27 protein-coding genes are annotated in these 22,285 nt (G+C 51.0%); 22 read left to right on the top strand and 5 right to left on the bottom strand.

The window, feature by feature from the left end:
- The 6 genes from BLW97_RS18955 to trbJ all read left to right on the top strand — a co-directional run.
- On the top strand, positions 1-95 hold a 95-nt coding region (locus BLW97_RS18955), incomplete at its 5' end, for an ATP-binding protein (protein ID WP_242947823.1).
- 56 nt (positions 96-151) lie between these two features.
- Entirely contained in the window at positions 152-991 is an 840-nt protein-coding gene (gene trbB / locus BLW97_RS04155) for a P-type conjugative transfer ATPase TrbB (RefSeq protein WP_278278476.1), read from the top strand.
- An 83-nt stretch (positions 992-1,074) separates the two neighbouring features.
- Complete coding sequence (locus BLW97_RS04150) at positions 1,075-1,455, top strand: TrbC/VirB2 family protein (protein WP_075322426.1); 381 nt, start codon at positions 1,075-1,077, stop codon at positions 1,453-1,455.
- Positions 1,455-1,880 carry a VirB3 family type IV secretion system protein gene (locus tag BLW97_RS04145; RefSeq protein ID WP_075322425.1) on the top strand — a complete coding sequence of 142 codons (426 nt, stop codon included), beginning with the start codon at positions 1,455-1,457 and terminating at the stop codon, positions 1,878-1,880. The genes BLW97_RS04150 and BLW97_RS04145 overlap by 1 nt, the downstream gene beginning before the upstream one ends.
- Positions 1,852-4,377, top strand: a complete 2,526-nt coding sequence (locus tag BLW97_RS04140; protein ID WP_075322424.1) for a TraG/VirB4 family ATPase — start codon at positions 1,852-1,854, stop codon at positions 4,375-4,377. The genes BLW97_RS04145 and BLW97_RS04140 overlap by 29 nt, the downstream gene beginning before the upstream one ends.
- Entirely contained in the window at positions 4,374-5,120 is a 747-nt protein-coding gene (gene trbJ / locus BLW97_RS04135) for a P-type conjugative transfer protein TrbJ (protein WP_075322423.1), read from the top strand. Before BLW97_RS04140 ends, trbJ begins: the two co-directional genes overlap by 4 nt.
- 66 nt (positions 5,121-5,186) lie before the next feature.
- On the opposite strand, the gene BLW97_RS04130 is transcribed toward trbJ, so the two are convergent.
- Together BLW97_RS04130 and BLW97_RS04125 are read right to left on the bottom strand one after the other, a co-directional pair.
- Positions 5,187-5,552: an HVO_A0114 family putative DNA-binding protein gene (locus BLW97_RS04130; RefSeq protein ID WP_075322422.1), complete on the bottom strand. Its 366-nt coding sequence runs from the start codon at positions 5,550-5,552 to the stop codon at positions 5,187-5,189.
- On the bottom strand, positions 5,545-5,838 hold the full coding sequence (locus tag BLW97_RS04125; protein ID WP_207650625.1) for a toxin-antitoxin system TumE family protein: 294 nt from the start codon (positions 5,836-5,838) through the stop codon (positions 5,545-5,547). Before BLW97_RS04125 ends, BLW97_RS04130 begins: the two co-directional genes overlap by 8 nt.
- A 193-nt stretch (positions 5,839-6,031) precedes the next feature.
- On the opposite strand from BLW97_RS04125, the gene trbL reads away from it, so the two are divergent.
- From trbL to BLW97_RS04045, 16 genes are all read left to right on the top strand, one after another.
- A complete protein-coding gene (trbL, locus tag BLW97_RS04120) occupies positions 6,032-8,002 on the top strand; it encodes a P-type conjugative transfer protein TrbL (RefSeq protein ID WP_075322421.1) in 1,971 nt (656 codons plus the stop codon).
- 162 nt (positions 8,003-8,164) lie between these two features.
- Positions 8,165-8,479 (top strand): hypothetical protein, encoded by a 315-nt coding sequence (locus BLW97_RS04115; protein WP_075322420.1) that lies wholly within the window; start codon positions 8,165-8,167, stop codon positions 8,477-8,479.
- Positions 8,480-8,894: 415 nt separating this feature from the next.
- Entirely contained in the window at positions 8,895-9,074 is a 180-nt protein-coding gene (locus BLW97_RS18950) for a hypothetical protein (RefSeq protein ID WP_143214840.1), read from the top strand.
- Positions 9,075-9,077: 3 nt separating this feature from the next.
- The gene (locus BLW97_RS04100; RefSeq protein WP_075322417.1) at positions 9,078-9,659 is read left to right on the top strand and encodes a hypothetical protein; all 582 of its coding nucleotides are present in this window, start codon (positions 9,078-9,080) and stop codon (positions 9,657-9,659) included.
- An 89-nt stretch (positions 9,660-9,748) separates the two neighbouring features.
- The gene (locus BLW97_RS18945) at positions 9,749-10,030 is read left to right on the top strand and encodes a hypothetical protein (RefSeq protein WP_143214839.1); all 282 of its coding nucleotides are present in this window, start codon (positions 9,749-9,751) and stop codon (positions 10,028-10,030) included.
- Positions 10,021-10,386, top strand: a complete 366-nt coding sequence (locus tag BLW97_RS19365; protein WP_075322416.1) for a hypothetical protein — start codon at positions 10,021-10,023, stop codon at positions 10,384-10,386. Before BLW97_RS18945 ends, BLW97_RS19365 begins: the two co-directional genes overlap by 10 nt.
- Before the next feature lie 104 nt (positions 10,387-10,490).
- Positions 10,491-11,162, top strand: a complete 672-nt coding sequence (locus tag BLW97_RS04090; RefSeq protein WP_075322415.1) for a VirB8 family type IV secretion system protein — start codon at positions 10,491-10,493, stop codon at positions 11,160-11,162.
- A 12-nt stretch (positions 11,163-11,174) separates the two neighbouring features.
- Complete coding sequence (locus tag BLW97_RS04085; RefSeq protein ID WP_075322414.1) at positions 11,175-12,311, top strand: TrbG/VirB9 family P-type conjugative transfer protein; 1,137 nt, start codon at positions 11,175-11,177, stop codon at positions 12,309-12,311.
- Positions 12,304-13,272, top strand: a complete 969-nt coding sequence (locus tag BLW97_RS04080; RefSeq protein WP_075322413.1) for a TrbG/VirB9 family P-type conjugative transfer protein — start codon at positions 12,304-12,306, stop codon at positions 13,270-13,272. The genes BLW97_RS04085 and BLW97_RS04080 overlap by 8 nt, the downstream gene beginning before the upstream one ends.
- On the top strand, positions 13,269-14,591 hold the full coding sequence (locus BLW97_RS04075) for a TraB/TrbI/VirB10 family type IV secretion system protein (protein ID WP_075322412.1): 1,323 nt from the start codon (positions 13,269-13,271) through the stop codon (positions 14,589-14,591). The genes BLW97_RS04080 and BLW97_RS04075 overlap by 4 nt, the downstream gene beginning before the upstream one ends.
- Positions 14,592-14,603: 12 nt before the next feature.
- Positions 14,604-14,894, top strand: coding sequence for a hypothetical protein (locus BLW97_RS04070; protein WP_075322411.1), 291 nt, complete (start codon positions 14,604-14,606; stop codon positions 14,892-14,894).
- On the top strand, positions 14,894-16,987 hold the full coding sequence (locus BLW97_RS04065) for a DNA topoisomerase 3 (protein ID WP_075322410.1): 2,094 nt from the start codon (positions 14,894-14,896) through the stop codon (positions 16,985-16,987). The genes BLW97_RS04070 and BLW97_RS04065 overlap by 1 nt, the downstream gene beginning before the upstream one ends.
- A 141-nt stretch (positions 16,988-17,128) precedes the next feature.
- The gene (locus tag BLW97_RS04060; protein WP_024893847.1) at positions 17,129-17,386 is read left to right on the top strand and encodes a hypothetical protein; all 258 of its coding nucleotides are present in this window, start codon (positions 17,129-17,131) and stop codon (positions 17,384-17,386) included.
- The gene (locus BLW97_RS04055; RefSeq protein ID WP_075322409.1) at positions 17,386-17,970 is read left to right on the top strand and encodes a lytic transglycosylase domain-containing protein; all 585 of its coding nucleotides are present in this window, start codon (positions 17,386-17,388) and stop codon (positions 17,968-17,970) included. Before BLW97_RS04060 ends, BLW97_RS04055 begins: the two co-directional genes overlap by 1 nt.
- A complete protein-coding gene (locus tag BLW97_RS04050; RefSeq protein WP_075322408.1) occupies positions 17,967-18,152 on the top strand; it encodes a hypothetical protein in 186 nt (61 codons plus the stop codon). Before BLW97_RS04055 ends, BLW97_RS04050 begins: the two co-directional genes overlap by 4 nt.
- The gene (locus tag BLW97_RS04045) at positions 18,149-20,503 is read left to right on the top strand and encodes a type IV secretory system conjugative DNA transfer family protein (protein ID WP_075322407.1); all 2,355 of its coding nucleotides are present in this window, start codon (positions 18,149-18,151) and stop codon (positions 20,501-20,503) included. Before BLW97_RS04050 ends, BLW97_RS04045 begins: the two co-directional genes overlap by 4 nt.
- A gap of 671 nt (positions 20,504-21,174) precedes the next feature.
- Here BLW97_RS04045 and BLW97_RS19730 read toward each other — a convergent pair.
- Genes BLW97_RS19730 through BLW97_RS04030 form a run of 3 tightly spaced genes read right to left on the bottom strand, consistent with a single transcriptional unit; the run spans position 21,175 to position 22,179 of the window.
- Positions 21,175-21,459 (bottom strand): hypothetical protein, encoded by a 285-nt coding sequence (locus tag BLW97_RS19730; protein ID WP_207650547.1) that lies wholly within the window; start codon positions 21,457-21,459, stop codon positions 21,175-21,177.
- 51 nt (positions 21,460-21,510) lie between these two features.
- On the bottom strand, positions 21,511-21,783 hold the full coding sequence (locus tag BLW97_RS19725; protein WP_207650546.1) for an alpha/beta fold hydrolase: 273 nt from the start codon (positions 21,781-21,783) through the stop codon (positions 21,511-21,513).
- A gap of 42 nt (positions 21,784-21,825) precedes the next feature.
- Entirely contained in the window at positions 21,826-22,179 is a 354-nt protein-coding gene (locus BLW97_RS04030) for a GNAT family N-acetyltransferase (protein ID WP_242947689.1), read from the bottom strand.
- Between the last annotated feature and the right edge of the window lie 106 nt (positions 22,180-22,285).

Below are 22,285 nucleotides of genomic sequence, written 5' to 3'. Positions count from 1 at the left end.
CGGCGCTTCTCGATCGACTGACCCACCACTGCGATATTCTGGAGACCGGAAACGATTCTTACCGGTTCAAAAAACGTCGCAGCCACCCCCTCTAAAACTGGTCAAAAATATACGCTGTTACCTGGTCATTTTTAAACGCTGTTTGACAGTCGTGGAGATCATGGTCAATCCAGATGCTGAAGTGTTTGTGGAGCGATTAGGCTCTGGCATGGAGCGGCTGGGACGTATCAGCTCTTCGCGCATAGAGTCTTTTCTGGGGCTGATGGCGGATTATCTGGGTACCACAGTGAGCCGGGTTAAACCGGTTGTAGAAGGCGCCATGCCCATAGAATTCATGCGTAGTCGCTTTGCGGGTGCGATCCCTCCTTTGGTGGAGGGCGCATCGTTCAGCATCCGGTTGCCAGCGCGATCCGTTTTCACGCTCGACCAGTACATGGAAAATGGCATCCTGCTTCCCGAACAGGGTGAACAAATCCTGAGCGCAGTCGAGAACCGCCAGAATATACTGGTCGCGGGTGGCACAGGATCCGGTAAAACCACCTTATCCAATGCCATCATTGACGTGATTTCAAAGCAGTCCGGGATCGAGCAACGCATTGTCATCATTGAAGACACCCGTGAACTGCAGTGTACAGCACCGAACGTGGTGCAGTTTCTGACCGATGATGACGCCGGCATTGATATGACCCGGTTGTTGAAGTTGACCTTACGTTATCGTCCTGATCGCATTTTAGTGGGTGAGGTCCGCGACAAGGCGGCCCTGGCCCTTCTGAAAGCCTGGAATACGGGACATCCCGGTGGCATTGCCACGCTGCATGCCAACAATCCGGAAGCGGCTTTACTGCGACTGGATCAGCTTTGTCAGGAAGCGGGTGTGCCGCCTCAAAAGGACCTGATCCATGAAGCGGTGGACCTCGTGCTGCAGATCACCCGGGACAAAACGCACCCAGCGGGTAGACGAATTTCGGCGATTTATGACGTGAAGAAGTAAAGCCCCAACCTTCCCTTACTCCGTGCTATACCCATGCGTATCAAAATATTTTTGTGCTTTTTTTCTGATAAGTGAGGTGTGTGATGCGTTTTAATAAATTGAGTCGTCGTTTCAAGTCTGCCGTATTGGGTATTGCTTCGACATTTGCGGCACCAGTTGCCATGGCAAGTACCAGTGGCGGCGTGTTTAGTCCTATCAGTTCGCAAATGAACACCGTTTTGACCGGTATTTCCGATTTCGGTGGATTGGTTGCTGCAGGCGGATTGATTTCCACGGGTCTTGCCTGGTGGCATGGCGGTGAGCACAAGAAGGCCATGATGATCGGTCTGGGTGCGACAGTGGCTGGTATTGTCATGGCTAACGCCAAGTCTCTGGCGACCAGCATTACCGGCGGCGCCACAATGGGACATGTCAGTACCTTTGGCTTGCTGGCCGGTCCCATGGTTCACCTGGCGGGTATCTGATGCGGGAAGCAACAGCAACGCGACGGGTGATTCTGCACCCGTCACTGATAAAGCCCATGTTGGTGGGTGGTGCAGAGCGTGAAGCGGTTTTCGCGCTCTGGTTTGTTTGCCTGGGAACCTCTGTCATGGCCGGGATATTGTTTATACCAGTAGGCATTGTGGTGGGTGGTGTTGGGCAGTTTTTTCTGCGCCAGATGGCGTCGCGGGATCCTCAAGCGATTGGCGTTACAAGGCGCCATTGGGGGCAACAGAATTTTTACCCGGGAAGAGCCACTTTTTTTGCTCCCGGATATCGCCCAACGGGCGGTAATGGTCCCGGATTCCTGGTGCGGGGTGTTTCCTCCGTTATGACCCGGTTACTGGGTGGCACTCAAAAACAGAAGAAGGAGCATGTGCGTGCTGAACATCAAGCAATACAGGGATAAATCCAAAGGTCTTCCTGACCTTTTGAATATAGCCATTCTTCTGGGCTCTTTCCAAACGAACGCGGGGGAAGCAGCCCTTGCCCTTCAAAAGGACGGATCCTTTCTGGCGGGGGTATCTTTCGAGGGACCAGATCTGGAAAGCCTGGGAACACGCGATATTGAGGCACTTTCCGGCGCCTGGAACAACGCGTTGTCACGCATTGGTACCGGTTGGGGCATCCATGTTACGGCCATCCGTGAGTCTTCCGGGGAATACATACACGGAGAGGACAACCGGTTTCCTTCCGCCATTCCCGCTTTGGTGGATGCAGAACGACGTGCCCAACACGGCGGAGAGGACCATCATTTTGTCAGCCGGTACTATATGACATTGACCTGGCAGACGCCGGAAGACGCTGAGTCCGGACTTGGCGAAGCCATGATTATCCGTGGCACAGCGGCCAGCGCCGAAACCGGTGAGAGTGAGGCATTGCGAGATACGTTTAACAAGTATCAAGGGGCCTTTGAGACCGTCATCGGCATCCTTAAAAGTTGGTACCGGATCCGCGCATTGGATGCGGATGCGTTATTGACGCATATCCACGAATGCCTGTCGGGGAATAATCATAAAATTAACGCGCCTCGCATTCCTGCCTATCTGGACGCTGTTCTGGGTCACCATGATTTTATTGGTGGACTGGAACCGGCCATGGATGGTGTGCCATTTCGGATTGTGACCGCGATTGGTTTTCCGGTGATGACCTTTCCGGAAATCCTGGAATCGTTGCACTCCATGCCCTTCCCTATGCGTTATACCGTGCGTTTCCTGCCGTTGGATCAGGTGGATGCCACAAAGTTGATGGGGAAAATCCGCGATAAATGGTTTGGCAGCCGCTCCTCACTTAAAAGCATGGTCGCAGAGAAAGTCAGCGGAGAAGCGCAAGGCAACCTCTCAGCAGATGATACCGTTGTGAATCTGGCCTACGACGCCAAACAGGCCATTCATGAAGCCAATGAAGGGGCTCTGCGTTATGGGTTTTTCAGCTTAAACGTCGTGCTTCGGTCAGAGCATCGCAAGGTGCTGGACGAACGGGTAAAGACCATCAAGAATTTTTTTGACAACTCCGGTTTTAATGCCTATCTCGAAACGACGAATACTGTAGAAGCATTTTTAGGCAGCATCCCTGGACACCTATGGGAAAACGTTCGGCGTCCTCTGATTCACAGCCTGAACTTTGCCGATTTCGCACCAAAAACGGCCATCTGGGCAGGGGAAGAACGTTGCCCCAGTCCGTTGATGAAAATGTCGGATGGCCGTAAAGCTCCCCCACTGATGATGGCGACCACTACGGGCAATACGCCTATGCGGGTCAATCTGCATGTCGGTGACCTGGGCCATTCGTTGGTTTTAGGCCCTACGGGTGCCGGTAAAAGCACCTTTTTGGCCTTGCTGGCTTTGCAATGGATGCGCTATGAAGGCGCCCGCGTGATCAGCTTTGACAAGGGCATGTCCATGTATGCCGCAACCATGGCATCGCATGGGCAACATTATGACATTCTGGGTGAACATACAGACTTATCGTTTGCACCGCTTCAACATATTGAACGACCGGAAGACAATCGATTTGCCTGTGAATGGCTGGAAGACTGTGCGGTACTGCAGGGCATGAAGATCACCACAGAAGAACGTTCAGTCATCCGTGATGCGGTAGCGTCACTGACCCGCGAAACAGGACGTTCACTGACGGACCTTGTACAGCTCACACAGGACCAGCGGCTGAAAAACGCCTTCAAGTTTTACACCCTGGAAGGCAATGCAGGAAAACTGCTGGATGCCGAAAAAGACGGACTGGATCTGTCTGCGAAGTTCATCACCTTTGAACTGGAGCATTTGTTGCAGGGCTCCGAGCAGGCGAAGTTGATCACTGTTCCGACTTTGCTTTATCTATTCCATCGCATTGAGCAGATGCTGGATGGCCGACCGACACTGATTTTGCTGGATGAAGCCTGGGTCATGATGGATAACCCTATGTTCCTGGCAAAAATCCGTGAATGGCTCAAGGTGCTGCGCAAAAAGAATGCTGTCGTGGTCTTTGCTACGCAATCATTGATGGATATGAAAGACAGCCCTCTACTCCCCGTCTTGCAGGAATCTTGTCCAACCAAGATTTTTCTGCCGAATCGGGAAGCTACCAGCCAGCTATTGCAGCCGATGTACCACAGCATGGGACTGAATGCGCGACAGATAGAGCTATTGGCGGCCAGCACTCCGAAGCGGGATTATTATCTGTTCACTCCCGACGGACAGCGCAGAATTCAGCTACAGATGGGACCAGTGACGCTGGCGTTTACTGGCGTCAGCGATCCCCGTGAAGTGAAGCGGATTCGTGAGCTCTGCAACCTACATGGTCATCGTTGGCCCATTGCCTGGTTACAGGAACGGCTTCCATATAACGCACAGGATTGGATATCGGTGGCAGAGGAATTATTTCGTCATTTTGAGGAGGAACCACAATGAATAAATTAAAAAAAAGCAAACTAATTTTGGCTGTTGCAGGTGCATCCTTGTTGGCTTTGCCCCTTCCCTCTTTTGCGGTTTCGGAAGTCGCAGGATCCACCTTCCCCGAACAGATTGTGCAGGAAGGGACGCAAATAGAATCTTTGGCAAAACAGGCCGAGGAAGTGACGACCCAGATCAGCATGTATGCCAACGACGTTGAACGCTACGAAAACATGGTAACGAATACGTTGGATATGCCACAAGCCATGTTCGCTAAAGTCTGGAATCCTCTGGTGGGATCCATCCAGAAGTTGACGGCCATTTACAGCCAGGCACAGGCATTGGGTTATGCCGGTCAGAATATCGGCGCCCAACTGGCCCAGGAATATGAGGGTGCGGGAAGCTCGATCAAAAATCTGTCTGCCACTTATGCCAACTGGAATGCCACGACCAATACGGATATGCAGGACGCGCTGGAATCACAGGGACTCGCTGCACAGAATTTTGCCACACAGGATTCAGCTATGCAGGCAATCAATGCGGAAGCTGCCACTGCCAAGGGCCGTGCTCAAGTGGCCGGTGCAGCCGTTGCGGCGGCGAATGTCACGACGAAATCCATTCAGCAGCTTGAACAAATCACCATGGCTGGACAGGATGCAGTTATTGCCTATGACAAACAGAAAAAGGCGGAGAAGAATGCCACGGCAAAAGCGGTAGCCAATGGCTTATTTGCGGCCCCCAACATGAAAGATCTGTTGTAACAGAAGTTGCCGGGTGAGCAGTGACACAGCACCCGATGGTCATCATCCTGATCAAGCGGGAGAAGGTCAAGCCACGGCGCTCAAGGACAAGTGAATTTCCACATCGTCCCATGGTACAAAAATCTGTTGATCTTCTGTCTTGTCGATAAGATGGTGCTCCGTGAGTTTCTGAACATCGGCATGCACGTTGCTGTAGTTCCTGTTTAACTGCTTGGCGAGCGCGTAGATGGACTGTGGGCCATTCTTTTTGAGATGTTCCAGTAGCACCAACCGCGCTGGCGTCAACTCACGAAAAAGCTGTACGGAATCCGAAAAACTCAGGTGATAATCCGCTTCCGGCAGAATCTCTGCCCGGTCCAGTTTTTGGGCAATTCCCCGCATTTCGCTAAATAGTGTGCTGGTAGATGTGATGCTGATAATCGCTTTAGTCATGGGCGTCTCCCGTCAATCTTTGAACATCCCTCTCGAAATCATCCACCAGAGCAGCCAGCGATGAAAAAGAATAGGATTCTTCCATGTCACCATAATGCCGATGGTCACCTTTTCCTGTTTCGTTATCATACCGCACCAGACACTGCCCTCTCTTGCCACAGTAGAACCTATATTTGAGGCCGTGCGGTCGCTCCGGCGAAGATCCAGGAAGTTGCCAGATCACCGCTTCCACGATGACATCATCTGGCCGAACTTCCTTCTTATAGAATACTCGGAGCGCTTTCATATATTGCATGATAGACAATACAATTTATTGGGTCAACAAGGTTTAAGACTTTGCTTTGCCTTCCGCCAACCTGTTTGGGCGGGATGCCAGACAATATCTCCTATGGCCTCGCCGATCCGGGTCCGGCCAAATCTCCAACCTCCTGTCCTGTCGTGCTATACCAGAAATCAATGGATCGTTCGAGGCAACGCGCATGTTTCGCAAGCAATGGTGGATTCTACCGCTTTTAATGGTAATGCTTTTTCTCGTGCCCGATGTAGCCATGGCTGGAACGGGCATGGGTGCATTGACGACAGTGCAATCAGATCTTCGAACGGCCATTTCCGGATGGGAGTCCCCGCTTCAGGCAGCAGCAAAAAATCTCTTTTTTGCCTTCGCCGCCATTGAAATAGCCATCTTGGCGATGAATCACGGACTGAACAGGAAAGGACATGAAGATCTTTTCGGAAGTTTGATAAAAAAGGTTGTTACGTTAGGATTTTTTCTGACCTTCATCAATGAGGCATCGGTTTGGATTCCCGCGATTATCAATGGTCTTGAAGGTGGAGTTACCGCTTTGGGTGTGACTGTCGCAACGCCTTCCACCATCGCGGGATTTGCAGAAAAGGCATTCCTCGGTATTTTGTTGTCTCCTATTCATGCTGCAGCCAAAAATGCATCGTCCGTCCTTTCTGACATTGTGAATATGGATTGGGGGTCGGCATTCTCAGCCGCATCGGATTTCTTTGCCGCATCAAATCCCACGGCACTCCTGGGTGAAACTATTTTAACCTTTGTATTGGGTCTGCTGACGGCCATTTCCATCCTGATGTTGGCGCTGGAATTGTTAATGGTGACATTAGAAAGTTATTTGGTAATGGCTTTCGGGGTCATTGTTCTAGCGGGTGGCGGATTGCGTTATACCGCAAAGTACGTGAGTAGTTACTTTGATTATGCCGTGAATGTGGGCTTTCGGCTGCTGCTGATTAACGCCATTGCTTACCTGGTGATGAATTCTCTGGTGCCGTTAATGACCACGATGATGGAGAACGTAGATAATCCATTTCAGATGGGTTTCCAGATGTTGGCTCTGGGTGCCATTATCGCCTTGTTACCCAAGAAAGCATCGAGCATTGCCACCAGTATTTTGACCGGTTCCAGTAGCTTTTCAGGTGGAGAACTGGCTAAAGGGATGGCTACCGCTGGTGTGGGGGCCGCAGCCATTGCTGCCGCTCCGGTGGCCTTAGCTGCGGCTGGCGGTGCTGCTGCAGGTGCAGGAGCATTGAGTGCCGCAGCAGGTAGTGCGGGTGGCGGCGGTGGTGCCCTGATGGGAGCGACGGAAGCTGCACAAGCCGGTGGCGCTGCAGCGCAGGGCGGAGCAGGCAGTATGAGTGCCGGTATGGGTGGCTCGGGCGGTGGTGCAGGCAGCATGGAATCGGCTTCCATGAAGTCGGTTCCGACACCAGACGCCAAAGGCATGGAACACATGCGGGCATCGGTACAGAAACCCTCTGCATCTGGTTCCAGCACGAACAGCAAGAGCAATGATGCGCCCCCTCCGGCGGAAACTGCTGCGCAGGGCACAACTGCCGCGCAATCAACAGAGGGTGGCAGCGAAAGCCCGATAGCCGAAGCAGCAGAGGCTGCAGGTGTTGCGGGTGTTGCGGGAGTAACCGCAGAAGCGGCCACGGCCATGGGCGGTAGATCTGCTGCGCAGGGCACAACTGCCGCCAAAGGTGCATCGGCTACACAGGCTTCCGGAACCGCTACATCCGCACCCAAAGGGTCACCGGCTGCACAGACATCTGGTCATGCAGCATCCACGGCGGGATCCTCGCCGTCCGCAGGACCCTCTAGTGGGCCTGCTGGTGATTCATCCGCCAGTGGTGGTGGTAAAAGTAGCGGCGGTGGTGAATCGGCTCCGTCAGAATCCCCATCGGGTTCACTGCCCCCCATAGATGCAGCCCCTGTCCCTGCCCCGTCCCCTAATGAGCAGACGGAACTGCTCAGACAGATGCGGGATTCTATGGCGCAGCAGAACCGTCAACCATCACTAACAGAACAAGCTGCCAACATGGGTAAGAAACAAATAGGGGAAAGACTGATCAATGAGGTGAAAGATCATGGCAAAGACAATGGCGGTGTGAGCGGTTCAAAGCTCGACTTCAAACACATGGATGATTAAACGTAAGCAAGGGGCTTCGGCCTCTTGTTTTCGACTTATTGTGATGCTATACCATAAAAAAAGCTATTCAGACGAGAACCAACAATGAATCATTCATACTCAGAAACAATCTATTATGATAGAGATGGAAAGGTTGTAAGAAGAAATACAACAGGTGATTTTGTGCTCATTGTTGTGGGAGTATTGCTATTCCTTGCCTACATCATTTTCCAGCAAGTTTCCCACTTGTGGTCCACCACCCCCCTCTGGGTCCACTGGGCTTTCTGGGGGCTATTGGGTACTGCTTATCTTTGGGGTTTTGTCCGGCATGGTGGAGTGCGTCTGTTGACGTATGTGGCTCTGGGCCTGGCCGCTCTGGGCATCGCTGCTTTCGGTGGCTTGCTGGTGTACGCCTGGTTGTTGCATCATCCGGTGCATCCTGACTGGCAGGGATTCTGGATGGCGGTTCAGACAAAGATTCTGGTGCGTGTTTTTTAGTCCGACTTTTGCATAAGTCTGCCATCCCAACATCCAAAGTTACCTGTGCGGATTGCACACACTTTGTCCCTGGATCTACTCCAGAGGGGTTAGGCTTTTGTGGGGTGACCGCCGAAAAAGGTGGATTACCCCCTGTTTCCAACCAACACTTTGGTTATCAAGCCTGTTTCCCCCATGCTCCACGGATCTGCGAGCAGAATCTGGCCAGTTGATCTCTTCTGGTAGAGTAGCCTAACGTTTTTGACTCTGGAGTAGGGCAAATAAATTTAGTTCGCTTCATACCTTTTCAAATAACCAGAATACAGCATTGATTTTAATTATTTTTTGTGATATAATTTTTAAAGTTATTAAAGCACAAAAGTTGTTAAGGATGGAAGTATGCGCCTTTTTTCATCTACTAGGAGAGACACACATCATGACAAACATTGAATTGGCAAACAAAAGACTTTTCGACAACACTGCGTTAAATCTGTCGAATTTCAAGATTTACCCAGGGACAAGTCGCGATATAATGCCCGAAAGATTCGCTGAAGAGATCAACAGAATGTTGTCTCAGATAGATGCGGATGACTTCGAAGAAGTAGACTTGGAGTGATTCATGGCTTCTGGATATAAAAATCTATATGAATTCTGCCAAGAACTAACGCCATATATACGGCGTAACATAATAAAAAATAAAGTGCTAGAGATATGCGGCCAAGAGAGTGTTCGCGTAATAAAAACCAGTATGGACACATCTGTAATGAGAGGCTCATTTTTAGGGACCGAATCTGAGAACTCTTATGTTCAAAACTCTGGGGTAGCCCACATAGTTCTCGCCAGAGGTTTAAATCATTGCTGGGAACGCTTTGTTTTTGTTAAGGAGTTAATGCACTTCTTTGACGAAGAAGAAGAGAAAACAACAAGTGCAGTCTTTGACCTGCTTTTAGATTCGTTTTCATCGCCTTCTTCGTTAGAAGATCCACCTTCCCCCATTTATCTTTCAGAAGTAAATGCCGTTTGGATGGCGGTGGCTTGTTTTTGCCCAGAGACGTATCGACTAAAGTTAAAAAATGATCTTCAAAATGGGCATATAGATGAATACGGAATCGCATTAAAGCTAAAAATACCAAAACAACATGTTAGGTTGCTGATGTCACATAAGTTTAACGCAATCATAGACCATCTGATCAAAAGTTAGTATATAACATTGTATTGGACAAACGGATGTGCAGATTGCTATACAGCGAGGCGTTCAAATTTATTTTTAATCATTAACGGTGCCAATCAATGACGCTTCCTGCCGAAGAAACCAACAACCCGATAAAATATAACGAGCAAACAGCGGCAGCAGTCTCTTTAGCTATCTCTCATCTTGTAGACAATAATTACTTAGTGTTAGGGAGCAAGATCAGATCTATTCATGGATGCGTAGTTCACACTTTGATCACATCCGCAAGCCCAGATGATCTAGCAAACATGGAATATAGTTTAACTGAACAACTGGTAGATAAAAATTTAGATTTAGATGGTTTAGCTATTTGCTATTCGGGGAACGACACATGGCAGTAGTCCCCATTGATTTTCTAAATTTCTCTACATCTATTCTCAACAATAACAGTTCAGAAATTATCCGTAGGAATGCCATATCAAGGTCTTACTATGCTGTGTATACAAACGCAATAAACCTTAAAAATAAGTTTGGTTTACCCACCTACAGCGACCATCGAAGCCATTCAGCTTTGCAAACGGCACTTAAAAATCATTCGGACAGAAGACTCAAGCTTTTAAGCGCAAGAATAAAAATCGCGCATAGCAAGCGCATCATATGCGACTACAAACTTGACGAAAACGTCACAATGTCTGATGCTCGCCAGTCTTTGGTCTTTAATCAAAAAATTTTTAATGATATAACATCAATGCTTTAGACACCAAGACTCGGCATCGATCTTCAGTCTCTCCATCCCCTTCAAACAACCTCCCTCCCCTCTGTGCTATACCACAATGAACGATCATCATTCGGAGTGGAAGCATGTCAGAACAACCTGATTATCTGGCCGCACGGCGTGAATGGATGGAGCGGTACGGCTCTTACATTTCCCAGGCGAAGAACTGGCGTATTGCCGCCATCTCTGCCATAGGCATTGCGGCACTGTTTGGTGCCGGTATGGTTTATGAAGCAGATAGAGTGCATGTAGTCCCTTACGTGGTAGAAGTCAGCAAACTCGGGAAAACGGTTGAACTGGCACAAGCCGTAAAAGCCGGGGCTTATGCCCAACCAGTGGTCCGGCATATCGTCTCCCGATTCTCCTGGCTACTCTTTAGCCGGAGTCCGGATACTGCCGTGCAAAAACACTGGATTGACCAGTCTTACGCCTATATCGCCAACACCGGCGAGGCGAGCCTGAATGCATTTTACAGTCGGCACCATCCTTATTCCGCCTATGAAAATAGCACAGGTGGACAGGTCGTCACTATTCAGTCTGCAGAGCCACTTGGGAAGCTCACGGAAAGCGGTGGATCATTCATCATTGATTTTTCGGTTAAGAAATACGGGAAACACGGCGGCATCCACGGTGAACAAAACTGGCAAGGCACTATTACCTACGCCAATGTGGGACCCTCCAACAATCCCAACATACTGAATGGTAATCCCTTCGGGATTTACATTACCCATTTCGCTTTCAGTCGCCAACTGGGATAAGGATATTCGACCATGCACATCCATAAACTCATCCTTCTGGTCCTTCTAGTAGCTGTACCGACCGTGATCTTTTCTGCAAATGCGATAGCAGGCGTGGTAACCCCTGCGGGACTGCCATCTCTTAACCTGGGCGCTCCACAACAGGGTCCAGCGAAAAGCGATACGGCACCCACCAAGAGTGCCGATCAGCAAGCGACCAAGCATCATGTGGTACCGGGTATTCATGGAAAGCAGCTACCGCCCCCGCCGACACCTGCGGAGATTTTCCAGCATGCGATTACCACCCCTCCGGAAGGGCCAGAGTCACAGCGCGTTCACCAACTCGCTGAAGACGCTCTGGCCGCATCCCAACAAAGTAAGGTCAACATCCCCATGTTGCCAGAACATAACGGGGGCATAGCAACGACCAGCGCCGGCGAGTCAGTGCTGGTTTGTGCGCCACTGCATACCTGCGTTATCGCCTTGCCGGATGGCGTAAAACCCGTGACGACTGTGGGTGTATCTCCTGCGGAATGGCAGGTTCAACAGGCGATGGTTGGCAAACAGCCGGAGATTTTCCTGAGTCCGAAATTCAAAGGATTACATCAAAACATTGTCATTGCGGCTACGGACCACAAAAAAGCGGTCAACTATCAGGTCCATCTGGTTTCCGATGCGAACCGATATATTCCGATCCTGAAAATACAGGGCATTGCAGGCCCAGTTACCCGTGCCTGGTCCCCTGCAGAAAAGGCCATGATTCGCGGGCACTCGCCCATGATGACAGGAACATCGCCAATATCCAGGCCGGTTCAAGCCAGCAGCCAAGTGCTGCCTTTACCGCGTGTGCCGATCGAGAAGATTCAGACGGACTGGTCCATTCACTGTGGCGGCGGGGGATGGTTTTCCGAAAGCAGTTGCACGCCGATTCGTCCACTACGTGTCTATGACGATGGAACACACACTTTTATTGATATGCCCAAAGGATTATCCAGCCATGGTGGATATCCGATTGTTCAGGGATTCAATCGGTCTGGGAAGGAAATTGGCATAGACACAGAAATTCGTAACCGCCAGATCGTTGTGAACTCTGTGCCCGCCAGCATCAAACTGCGATTGGGAACCCAGGTCGTCGATATCAAACGTAAAAAGGAGAACGTCGGTGCGTAAAAATCTGAAACCCATTTTAATGTTGGCTGGAATGTTGCCAACCATGGCCTTTGCTGCCCCTCTGGAAGCCCCCCAGATAGGAGGGCAGGGATTCGTGTCAGGCATATCCATAAATACAGCGGACGCCTGGGAAACCACCAAGAATGCGGATAATTTTGTGGGCTATAATCTGCCGCTCAAAATTGAGGAACAATCTCTTTGGAATGCCTGGAAGCATGGGCACATTCGCCAACTGCCGTACCTGGCGCAATCCGATGGTGCTGTGATTTATCCGTTAGGACAGATCACCCCTATACTGCAAACCTGCCCGGGTAATTACTCACTGATCGTGCTGAATCGCGGGGCCGTTCCGGAAAAAATGCTGGGAGCCCCCTCCGGCTTCTGGAATGTGGAGACAGGCGTCGCGGGAGATCATGCCATTATTGCCGTGTCACCAATTTATCCTGGACTGAAAAGCAATTTGCAGGTTATGGCGACCGGCCCTCATGGCAATCTGATCACATACAGCGTGGATCTTACTTCGGGCAAAACCCGATATACCCCCAAATTATCGTTTTATCGTGCGGAACATAGACTGATCAAACGACCGATTCCAATCCTGCTGAAGCAGAACGAAAGTTTGCCACATACTGTCATTGCAGATACCTCTCCGGATGCTGTGCATCTTTCTGTCAATTGGAAAATGCAGTGTGTGACGGGTCGCTGCCAGGACATCATGCCCGTCGTTGTGGCGAACACCCCGCAGAAAACGTTTGTACATTTCCGGCATGCACAAAAAACAGCACCGATGATTCTGCCCAGAAACCGATCTGGTGCCAGTTGGTATGCACCAAGCTATCTTGAAAATGGTGGAAAAACGTTGGTGATAGAGGGGAATCCCTATCAGGTGGATCTTCTGGAAGAAGGCCATAAGGGGATCGTCTCTGAAGTCCGGCTGACGCAAGAAGGGAGTGCAAAATGAGCTTCTTCAGTAGAAAAAACGGAAAGGCATCCAACCCCTCTGCACCCGATAGCAGTAACGAGCCTTCTTTGGGGTCGCCATTGCAGGGTGCAACCCCTATCAATGTGAAGCCGGACGCCAACAAACAAAGTACCCGCATATCCAAGCGAGCGATGTATACCGGCGTTGCCATTCTCGGGCTGGCCGGACTGGGCGGCTTTGAATATGTGCAGCATCATCCGATTTTCGCGAATACCAAAAAAGTGGCCACGACCACAAAAGTAGGCCCTGCCAAGACGCCTGAAACGTCCACGATTCCGGTAAAACACCGACCGTCCAAACCAAAAAACCCCGAGGCATCATCGAACAATAGCAACGATGATTACTCATCTAGCGGGAAAACATCGGGTAAGTCTACTTCAAACCATCAGCCTCCAGCAAAGCCCAAGAAAAACCCTTATGCCGCTCAGGATACGGCATTTCAGGCGACTCTCGGTGAGAGCACAAGCGGAGGGTCAGGATCCAATGCGCTCGGCTGGAAAACGGGCAGCACGGCTTCCCGCACCCCGCTGACCCAACAGGCCAACAAGCCAACGACGTTGCCGGTGGCGACATCAAGCAAAGACAGCAAAAAGAAACGGGAGTCAGACATCTCAAACGACCTGGTCAAGCGGGAAGTCAGTCCCTATGAACTCTTGCAGGGATCCGTCATTCCAGCGGTACTGCAAACGGGCATTAAAAGCTATTTGCCGGGCGAGTTGACCGCCGTGGTGAGCGATAATGTCTATTCCAGCGTGAATGGTGCGAGCCTACTGGTTCCCGCCGGGAGTAAGTTAATTGGCACATACAATACCAGCACTACATTGGGTGTGAATCGGCTGGCAGTCGCGTGGACCCGCATTGAATTCCCGAATGGTACCTACATCAATCTACCGGGTTTCAATGGTGCTGGTGGACAAGGATACAGTGGGTTTTCGGGTGAGGTGAATGACCATACCTGGCTCATTTTCAAAAATGCACTGCTGATGTCCATTGTGGATGCAGGTATGGCAATCGCCTCTCCATCATCCAGTACCAGTGCTACCGGGCAGATATCCGGTAATACGGCGCTTCAGGATAGCGAGCAATCGTTGGCGCAGACCTTTGGACAGGCGGAGTCGCAATTACTGGAAAAGTATATTGATATAGCCCCTACCATCACGATCAAGCCAGGATATGTTTTCCAGGTGGTGGCAACGCAAGATATGGTCTTCCCTGGCCCTTACAATCCGCAAATGCAGACGGGTTCTGGCAAAGTGAAACAGCCGAAACAGCCTACAGAAGCAAATCCCTACAGCTAAGGAAATCACAGGATGTTAGGAAACATATTGGTGCGCATTGAAAATCACGGAATCCCGGCTGAAGAACGTCAGCAGCGATTGTTACGGGCACTGGAAAAATACGATGACGCACAGCTATTGAGCCTCGCCAGTCGCCGTGATCGACAGGAACCAAAACGCGATTTGCGTGCGGTCATGATTGCGCTGCCGCCTGCAGCGATGCAACGCATTCTCCGTCTACCCGACGGAGAATGGCATGTCAGTGTTTCTGCCCTGGTGGATAGACTGCTGGAGCAGAAACCTGCAAGAACAGGGGATAAATAATGCGTTTGTTTATTGCAGAAAAGCCATCTCTGGGTAAAGGGATCGCGGAGTATTTGCCGGGCAGTAAAGCCAAGGGGAATGGCTGCATTACCTGTGGAGACACGGTGGTCACCTGGTGCTTTGGTCATATTTTTGAGCAGGAAGAACCTGATTTTTATACATCAGCTACGGTGCCAACAACGCCAAAAGGCAAAAAGAAATGGCGATTCGATGAATTGCCCATCTTTCCGCAGGAATGGAAGCGCAAACCCAAAGAGGATGCCAAAGGCCAGATCAAGATTATCCGTGATCTGCTCAAAAAGGCAGACCTTGTGGTCAATGCCGGCGATCCTGATCGTGAAGGGCAACTGCTGGTCGATGAAGTGCTGGAGGAATTGGGTTGGAAAGGACCCACACAGCGTATCTGGTTGGCAGCACTGGATGAACAATCCGTCAAAAAAGCGCTGGGCAACCTCAAAGATAATAAAGCATATCGTCTACTACGCGACTCCGCAGAAGCGCGTGGCCGTGCAGACTGGCTAACCGGCATGAATCTCACCCGGGCATTCACGTTACGCAACACCGGATCCGGGGTTTTATCGGTCGGTCGCGTTCAAACCCCGACGCTGGCTCTTATCGTCGCACGCGATGAAAAGATTGAGCACTTCAAACCCAAGGATTTCTTCATTCCGCGCATCCAGGCATCGCCGAATGCCTCTGCGGGTACTGCATTCTGGGCCAACTGGATGTTGCGTGAAGATGCCGATGGCGTGGACGCTGAAGGCTATCTGACTGACAAAAAAGCCGCAGACACGTTAGCCCGCCAGGCGCAAGCAGCAGGTAAAGCCGTGGTCACGGCTTTTGAGAGCAGTGAAAAACAGCAAGGCGCTCCGTTGGGGTTCTCACTGGCCGAACTGCAAAAGACCTGTTCGGCCAAGTTCGGGATGAGCGCACAGGCAGTACTGGATGCCGCTCAGGCTTTGTACGAGACGCACAAGGCGGCGACTTACCCACGGACTGATTGCCGTTATCTGCCCGAAGAGCAGTTGGGAGAAGCAGGTGCCATCGTCCAGAAGCTATCCCGGCTTGGCTTCGCCAAAGAGGCCCAAGGGGCAGATCCTGCGCGTAAGAGTGCAATCTGGAATACCGGCAAGGTGACCGCGCACCATGCCATCATTCCGACAGGTTCCATGCAAGGACAAATGGATGAATCCGTGGCCAAGGTCTATGACCTGATCGTGCGGGGGTATTTAGCCCAGTTCTATCCACCTTTTGTCTATCGGGCGACGAAAGTCGTTCTGGATTGCACGAAAGAATCCTGGGTGGCTACGGCCAAAGTGCCGGTAAAACCCGGTTGGAAGGCTGTTTATGGCGGCAGCCTGCAAGGCACGGGCGACGAAGAAGGGGATGAAGAGTCCGGATCCGGTACCATCCCAGTTCTGCAGAAGGGGCAAACCCTGACTGTAGTCACTGCTGATGTGCAGAGCAAACAGACCAAGCCCCCTGCCCGCTTCAATGACGGCACCCTCATTGAAGCGATGTCGAATATCCATAAGGTCGTGGATGACCCTGAAGCGAAGAAAAAGCTCAAGGAGACTTCAGGCCTTGGCACAGAAGCGACTCGTGCGAATACGATAGAGACGTTATTGACCCGTGGATTCATCGAGCGCAAAGGCAAACAAATCATTTCCACCCAGGCGGGACGCGGGCTGATCCATGTTCTTCCCAAGGAATTGACGGATCCGGTTTTGACGGCTCGATGGGAAGATGCGCTTTCGGGCATATCGGAAGGTCGAGTAAGTCTGGAGCAATTTGAAGCCGCCCAACAGAAGGCCGTAGCCCGGCTGGTTGAAACGGCAAAGACCCTGCAGGTGTCGGTAGGACAGGCACGACCGACCGGTGCGGGTGGAAAAGGTGGCAAGGGCGGCAAACCCGGACAGGGTGGCAAATCGTCCGGTAAGGGGCCGCAATGCCCATCCTGCAAAAAGCCGACCATCACCCTGAAGACCAAAAAAGGCAGCGCATTTTTCAAGTGTGAAGGATGCAGCGCTTGCTGGTGGCCGGAGAAAAACGACCCCAAAAAACTGGGGACAAAATGGGAAGCGAGGAACTGATGCGTCCCCGTTTCAAAAAGAGGGTTGGAAGGCCCTCTTTGCGCATGGCGCTTATCACGCTTTTTCAGACCGGCAAACAGACTTATTTACACGGTATTTGTCGGTTCAATCACTACCGTTAATCGTCACAAGGAGAACAGCATGTTTGGATTCGGAGAGCACGCACAGGAACAGGTTCAGCAACAGTCTTGCCCACGTTGCCAGACAGCTATGCAGTATCTGGGAGATCACGGCATTCGCATGGGTGGACTGACGGGGCTCGGCGGCGCTGCTGCCGGTGCCATTTTCGGACAACTCGCAACGGATGGAGAAGAAGCCTTTGAAAAGAAAATGGCGGTACAGGTCCACGTTTGCCCACAATGCTCGGAAGTGTCCCTGAAGTACCGTGGCGGACTGTGATGCTTGCCGTCCCGATCACGCAGGCTGTGGCGCGATGTGCGCCACAGGTCAATCCCGATACGCTGGCGGCCATCATCCGCGTTGAATCGGGTGGTGATCCACTGGCCTTGCACGACAATAGTAATGGGCGCACCTATCATCCAAAAACCCGGGCGCAAGCCATTCAGATTCTAACAGCGTTAATGGCCTCTGGTGCCCGTGTGGACGTTGGCCTGGGCCAGGTCGATACAGAGAATTTTGCCCGTTATGGATTGACGCCCCAAAACGCCTTCAATGCGTGTCATAACGTCCGGGTAGCGGGAAAAATCCTCACCGTAGACTATCAGTTGGCAAAGATGACCTACCCTGCCGGCCAATCGGCGCTTTATCATACTTTTGAATTGTACAATTCGGGCAACACCAGTGGAGATGCCGGGTATGCCGACCGGATTCTGGCCGCAGCCGGGTATCCGGTTTATCTGGAGGCGCAAGGCAAAACGCCGGGCACCCCAGATACTACCCGGAATAATTTCCCCCAATACCGATGGACAGGCGCCCAAAGTGAATCGCGGTTGCAATCCGTGTCCTGGTCGATCCTGCCATGAAAGATTCAAGCGCCCTGATGCCAGAGCACTGGCAAATGGACAAATCCGTACCAGCAGGGGCATTTGAGAATACCCAAACAGAAAGGCTCTGGGAAGATTGTTGCAATCAGTCTCCAGAAGACCCCATCACCTTGTGGCATCAGCGTAAAAACCAATCCAACATGGGAGAAGACCTCCAATGAGCATACTCAGTGGCAGAAAGCAGCCTACCCCCACCTTGCACCGACCGAACCAGAAACTCCTGGATTACAAGACACAGCGTCTGGCGCGTGGTGGTGGTCTCAAGACCCTGATTGGTGGATTGGCTGCCGGATCCATCGGCGTAGTGCTGGGCACAGCTTATGTGGCGCGGGAGATGTTCCCGCACTACGCTGGCTATGGCGTTTATTATTACCTGGATGCCGGTTTTCTGAAAAACATGCATGCATGGTGGTTCCAGGTGCATGGATGGCGGATCTATAACCCGCTCGAATTCATTCGTCCGTTATTTCTGTTGCATGACAACAATGAACGGATGAAGCTGATTGAATGGATGTTTGGTCCAGGAATGGTCCTGGGACTGGTTACGGGCACGGTGCTGGGCTTCAAACATAAAGATGCCAAGCAGGATGTGATGGAGAACCAGGTGCATGGATCTGCGCACTGGGCCAGCGCCAAGGAAGTTGCTGATATGGCCTTATTGCCTCCGCCCGGCGATAAGAAATCCGTGATCCCTGCAACAGCCTTACCCAGTGACCCCGAGGAGATAACAGCCAACACACCAGCAAGCTGGATCAAGTTCGATTCCAAGCATATCTGCTATGTTGGCGCCTATGTAGAGAAAGGGAAACCCACCTATTTGCAGCATACCGGTGCTGAACACATTATTGCTTTTGCACCTACGCGATCCGGCAAGGGCGTGGGATTGGTCCTGCCCACCTTACTGGATGGCTGGATGGACTCGGCGGTAGTCCATGATATCAAGGGGGAGAACTATCTTTTGACGGCGGGTTATCGTCGTCAGCAAGGTCATCAAATCCTGAAATTCAATCCCGGTGATCCATCTCCCGATGGTTGCCACTTCAATCCACTGGATGCAGTACGCATTGGTACCGACTTTGAAGTCAAAGACACCATGAATATTGCCACCATGATTGTGGATCCGGACGGTAAGGGATTAAACGATCACTGGCAAAAGACCGGTTTTGCGTTACTGACATCCGTGATTCTGCACATTCTCTACGCTTTGCCGGACAAAACGCTGCGAGGAGTCGCCGCCTTTTTGAACGACCCGACACTGAATAGTGTGGATGAAGCTTTTGAGCGCATGTTGACCACGGAACATGATCCTTCTGGTCGATTTGGCTGGAAGGACCTTATGGGCAAGCCTACCAAAGTCCACCAGGCTATCGCTCAGTCTGCGAAAGAAATGATCAATAAGGCAGACAATGAGAAATCTGGTGTCATCTCGACGATGATGAGTTTTCTATCTATCTATCGTGATCCCATCATCGCTAAATGGACGGAAAAATCAGACTTCAACATTATTGATCTGCAGGATGGGGATGCCCCTGTTTCCTTGTATCTAGTGACCAGTCCGGAAGACAAGAACCGATTGAAACCGTTGATCCGACTGGTTCTTAACTTGGTCGCTTCGCAATTCACGTCAGCCGACAGACTGGTTTCCGAGGCGGGACGCATGGTCTGCAAGGGAAAACACCGCTTGTTGATGCTCCTGGATGAATTCCCATCTTTGGGGAAGATGGACATCTTCCAGGATTCCATTGCCTTTTTAGCAGGATACAACGTCAAGCTGTACCTGATTACCCAGGATTATGCCCAGTTGGAAGATGAGGGGCACGGATACGGCAAATCCGGTGCAAAGGCTATTGTGGGTAACTGCCATATCCGGGTGGCCTATGCTCCCAACCAGATTGAAACGGCGGAATGGTTATCCAAAATGCTGGGGACAACCACTATCACCCTGGAGAACGATAACCAGACTTATGACGCGGGCATGCTGGGTACCAATAAGGGTTATTCTACGAGCATTAACTATCAGCCCAGAGCCCTTTTGACCGGTGATGAAGTCATGCGCCTGAGAGGCCCGCTGAAAGAAGGATCGAACATTAAGGAGCCGGGTGATCTGTTGGTATTTGTGGCCGGTTTTGCACCCGTTTATGGACAACAAATGCTGTACTTCAAATTGCCGCAACTGCTGAAGCGTGCGCAGGTCACCTGCCCTGCCACCAGCGATAAGCTGCAGGATGGAAAAGATTACAGCAAGGTCTTTCCGGATCATGGTGGAATTTTACAAGCGCCCCAGCCACCCCCCATGGAAGACGATGATCCGCTGGCGGAGGCAGAAGATACTAAACCCAAAACCGTGGCTTCTACTGAGCCGATCGAGAAGCCTATGGATGACGATGAAATCTCTGAACTGGAAGGGATGGTCAACCAGGCCACGGATGAGGACGGCGATGCATCTGGTGGCAAATATGACACCAGCGAACGGGATACTGATCGGAAACAGATCGGAGGACTGATGGGATGACTACTTTGAACCAGGTTATTGCGACAACATCCTCTTACTTGTTTTCAAAGGCAAGTGCGATCATACACGTTCTGTCTGGCGATCTGCATTGCACGACCGGACATTTGGAGCTAGCGTTGTCTATGCTTGCCCTCATTCTCGTGTCCCTATACGTTTTAAGCGGGGTTCTCGCCATGATAAATGCAGTGCTTGGCAAGGTGGTCGTTGAGGAAGCTATGTGCCCACCATGCGCACGATGGACTAGATCTGGCGCTCAGTCAGATCAATCTGTAACAGTGCGTAGTAAGATAAGTGAAGAGAGTTGTTCTCAACACAATGGCGAGATGGGCTGACATGATTAACCTCCACCACAATCCTGTGGCATTACATTTGACCGGACTGCTGCCCAAACTGCATCATGATGCACAAATGATGCAGTGGAACATCAACGAAAAGCAAAAAAAGATGATTCAATAATACGTTATTGTACTGTTTTTTAATATGTATTTTTATTCTGCGTTTGATTCTAAAAACCATCTTATCCCATTCGCAATGCGAAGGTCGGGAGTTCGATCCTCCTCCGCTCCACCAATTAAATCAATAGGTTACAGCCTAGCAATAACCCCTATTTGCTTTTATGATGCACTTGAGTGCATCAAAAATTGATCGTAACAGGTTGATCATGGCATCATTCACTCCCAGAAAAGACTCGGATGGGCACCTGATCGGGTATCTGGTGCTATCAGCAACGCCTGATCCTGTACACTCATTTTTTCTGCAAGCTTTGCGATAAACCGCTCCGGATTTTGGCGTACACCCCACATACTCAAACGCAGCACCAGAGAGAACAACCAAGGACTGCGACGCGCGAGCGTAAACAGCAGATGGTCCTGACGACGCAGCGCAGAACAGATTTCCGGAATATCCACAGGCCCCAGACTGCTGACGATATGGGCTGCGGTTACACGATCCGGCATTGTCTGTGCACACGCTAGGGCGTAAGGCCCACCTCCTGAAAATCCCAAAACCTAAAATGAATCTATACCCAAATAATCCGTGCAGTCACTCACTGTTGCGGTGACGTCTGCCATGCTTAATCCCTGACAACGCGATGACTCGCCATAACCCGGCCTGTCTATCGCAATCCAGTGCACATTTTCCAATAAGGCAGCCGGTAACAAATCCAACTGGAAGCGTGAACCGGGGGTGCCATGAAAGAAGAACACCGGCGGATCACCTGGATTTCCGTGCTCTTGATAAGTAATAGTCCGTCCTGTTTTTGTAACCAATGATTGCTTCATCGCTTATTCGACTCCCCTCATATTCGCCAATTAGCCCCCTGATCACAATGATTTGACAAAATGATGTCCAAGCACCTGATAATCCATTCGCTCATAAAAACGGCGTGCCGAATGGTTGGTGACGTATGCATCCAACACCATGATTTTGCAGCCTTGCTGACGAGCATATTGTTCTACCCAGTCCATAAGCTGCCGTCCTATCCCAGAACCGCGATATGCAGGGTCAACGACCACGTTGTCCACATCCAGATAACGACCACACCAAAAGCGCGTTCCCAGCCAAATACCCGCCACCCCGACACAATCATCATCCGAAAAAGCGGCAACACATTGATAGCCTTGCTCAACCATATCCTGAAGCCGTGATCCCGGCTCCGCCGGGAATACAGAGAACATCCACTGGCGGCCCTTCGTCCAGTGTGGTTGTCGGGTAAAAGCGCATACCCGTCGAACAAGCCACTGATTCCCGGGTTTTCCAGAACAGGTGGATCTCGCAATCCGA

The sequence above is a fragment of the Acidithiobacillus albertensis genome (assembly GCF_001931655.1).
GTDB classification, from domain to species: domain Bacteria; phylum Pseudomonadota; class Gammaproteobacteria; order Acidithiobacillales; family Acidithiobacillaceae; genus Acidithiobacillus; species Acidithiobacillus thiooxidans.
Note: the sequence above shows the minus strand (reverse complement) of the source record. Positions and strands in the feature narration are given on the sequence as shown.

What these genes read in the sequence shown, in the direction of transcription:
- BLW97_RS04100 (WP_075322417.1), top strand. Translation starts at nt 9,078, where the DNA reads ATGGCTTCTGGATATAAAAATCTATATGAATTCTGCCAAGAACTAACG.
- BLW97_RS04045 (WP_075322407.1), top strand. Translation starts at nt 18,149, where the DNA reads ATGAGCATACTCAGTGGCAGAAAGCAGCCTACCCCCACCTTGCACCGA.
- BLW97_RS04130 (WP_075322422.1), bottom strand. Translation starts at nt 5,552, where the DNA reads ATGACTAAAGCGATTATCAGCATCACATCTACCAGCACACTATTTAGC.
- BLW97_RS19365 (WP_075322416.1), top strand. Translation starts at nt 10,021, where the DNA reads ATGGCAGTAGTCCCCATTGATTTTCTAAATTTCTCTACATCTATTCTC.
- trbJ (WP_075322423.1), top strand. Translation starts at nt 4,374, where the DNA reads ATGAATAAATTAAAAAAAAGCAAACTAATTTTGGCTGTTGCAGGTGCA.
- BLW97_RS19730 (WP_207650547.1), bottom strand. Translation starts at nt 21,459, where the DNA reads ATGCCGGATCGTGTAACCGCAGCCCATATCGTCAGCAGTCTGGGGCCT.
- BLW97_RS04065 (WP_075322410.1), top strand. Translation starts at nt 14,894, where the DNA reads ATGCGTTTGTTTATTGCAGAAAAGCCATCTCTGGGTAAAGGGATCGCG.
- BLW97_RS19725 (WP_207650546.1), bottom strand. Translation starts at nt 21,783, where the DNA reads ATGAAGCAATCATTGGTTACAAAAACAGGACGGACTATTACTTATCAA.
- BLW97_RS04125 (WP_207650625.1), bottom strand. Translation starts at nt 5,838, where the DNA reads ATGAAAGCGCTCCGAGTATTCTATAAGAAGGAAGTTCGGCCAGATGAT.
- BLW97_RS04085 (WP_075322414.1), top strand. Translation starts at nt 11,175, where the DNA reads ATGCACATCCATAAACTCATCCTTCTGGTCCTTCTAGTAGCTGTACCG.
- BLW97_RS04070 (WP_075322411.1), top strand. Translation starts at nt 14,604, where the DNA reads ATGTTAGGAAACATATTGGTGCGCATTGAAAATCACGGAATCCCGGCT.
- BLW97_RS04075 (WP_075322412.1), top strand. Translation starts at nt 13,269, where the DNA reads ATGAGCTTCTTCAGTAGAAAAAACGGAAAGGCATCCAACCCCTCTGCA.
- BLW97_RS18945 (WP_143214839.1), top strand. Translation starts at nt 9,749, where the DNA reads ATGACGCTTCCTGCCGAAGAAACCAACAACCCGATAAAATATAACGAG.
- BLW97_RS04055 (WP_075322409.1), top strand. Translation starts at nt 17,386, where the DNA reads ATGCTTGCCGTCCCGATCACGCAGGCTGTGGCGCGATGTGCGCCACAG.
- BLW97_RS04030 (WP_242947689.1), bottom strand. Translation starts at nt 22,179, where the DNA reads ATGTTCTCTGTATTCCCGGCGGAGCCGGGATCACGGCTTCAGGATATG.
- BLW97_RS04060 (WP_024893847.1), top strand. Translation starts at nt 17,129, where the DNA reads ATGTTTGGATTCGGAGAGCACGCACAGGAACAGGTTCAGCAACAGTCT.
- trbL (WP_075322421.1), top strand. Translation starts at nt 6,032, where the DNA reads ATGTTTCGCAAGCAATGGTGGATTCTACCGCTTTTAATGGTAATGCTT.
- BLW97_RS18950 (WP_143214840.1), top strand. Translation starts at nt 8,895, where the DNA reads ATGACAAACATTGAATTGGCAAACAAAAGACTTTTCGACAACACTGCG.
- BLW97_RS04150 (WP_075322426.1), top strand. Translation starts at nt 1,075, where the DNA reads ATGCGTTTTAATAAATTGAGTCGTCGTTTCAAGTCTGCCGTATTGGGT.
- BLW97_RS04145 (WP_075322425.1), top strand. Translation starts at nt 1,455, where the DNA reads ATGCGGGAAGCAACAGCAACGCGACGGGTGATTCTGCACCCGTCACTG.
- BLW97_RS04050 (WP_075322408.1), top strand. Translation starts at nt 17,967, where the DNA reads ATGAAAGATTCAAGCGCCCTGATGCCAGAGCACTGGCAAATGGACAAA.
- BLW97_RS04090 (WP_075322415.1), top strand. Translation starts at nt 10,491, where the DNA reads ATGTCAGAACAACCTGATTATCTGGCCGCACGGCGTGAATGGATGGAG.